The 802-nt window shown below is 56.7% G+C and carries 2 protein-coding genes; both read left to right on the top strand.

All coding sequences use genetic code 11. The features are described 5' to 3' along the window. The first annotated feature begins 161 nt into the window (after positions 1 to 161). A complete protein-coding gene (tnpA, locus tag HX830_RS31840) occupies positions 162 to 479 on the top strand; it encodes an IS66-like element accessory protein TnpA (RefSeq protein WP_177104814.1) in 318 nt (105 codons plus the stop codon). Beyond that, a partial coding sequence (tnpB, locus tag HX830_RS32310; protein WP_177104812.1) for an IS66 family insertion sequence element accessory protein TnpB occupies positions 476 to 802 on the top strand: 327 nt, incomplete at its 3' end. The genes tnpA and tnpB, both read left to right, overlap by 4 nt.

The raw sequence follows: 802 nt of genomic DNA, 5'->3' as shown, positions 1-802 counted from the left end.
CGGGATCAGTTGACCACTACACTTCGGCCTCTTTTTTAGTTCCAGTAAATTCTTCTCAAGGGTAAGCGGATGGCGAACACACCTATCAAACTCCAGCATTAAGGGCGATGGTGTCCGCGTATTTTTTAGCGGACGCGATCGCCCTTATCGCCAGGATTTTCATGCGCCAACGAAGCTCTTACCCCAAACCGTTCAAAGCCCAAGTCGTCCAGGAATGCCTGCAACCTGGAGCGACGATTTCTAGCGTGGCCATCCATCACGGCATCAACGCCAACGTGATCCGCAAGTGGCTACCAATGTACCGGGATCAATCACCCGCAACCCTGCCAGCCTTCGTCCCCATAAAAAATGTCCCAAAGCGCGCAACAGAAGAGATGGTGATCATCTCGCTGCCTCTGGGCGATAAATCCATCACAGTAAAATGGCCCGCCTCGGATCCGGACGGCTGCGCGCGTTTTATTTGTGGCCTCGCTCAATGATTCGCGTCGATTCCATCTGGCTCGCTACCCAGCCCATGGACATGCGCGCCGGCACCGACACGGCACTGGCCCGGGTGGTTGCCGTGTTCGGTGCGGCGAAGCCGCACTGCGCTTACCTCTTTGCCAACCGCCGGGCCAACCGCATGAAGGTGTTGGTGCATGACGATGTTGGTATTTGGCTGGCGGCGCGGCGATTGAACCAGGGCAAATTTCATTGGCCGGGCATCCATCGTGGGACGGATGTCGAACTCGACCCCGAACAACTTCAGGCGCTGGTACTTGGATTGCCCTGGCAACGAGTAGGTGTCAACGCCGGCCCAAAA

The organism is Pseudomonas gingeri, from assembly GCF_013385425.1.
GTDB lineage: Bacteria > Pseudomonadota > Gammaproteobacteria > Pseudomonadales > Pseudomonadaceae > Aquipseudomonas > Aquipseudomonas gingeri_D.
This window is presented reverse-complemented; position numbering and strand designations above follow the sequence as displayed.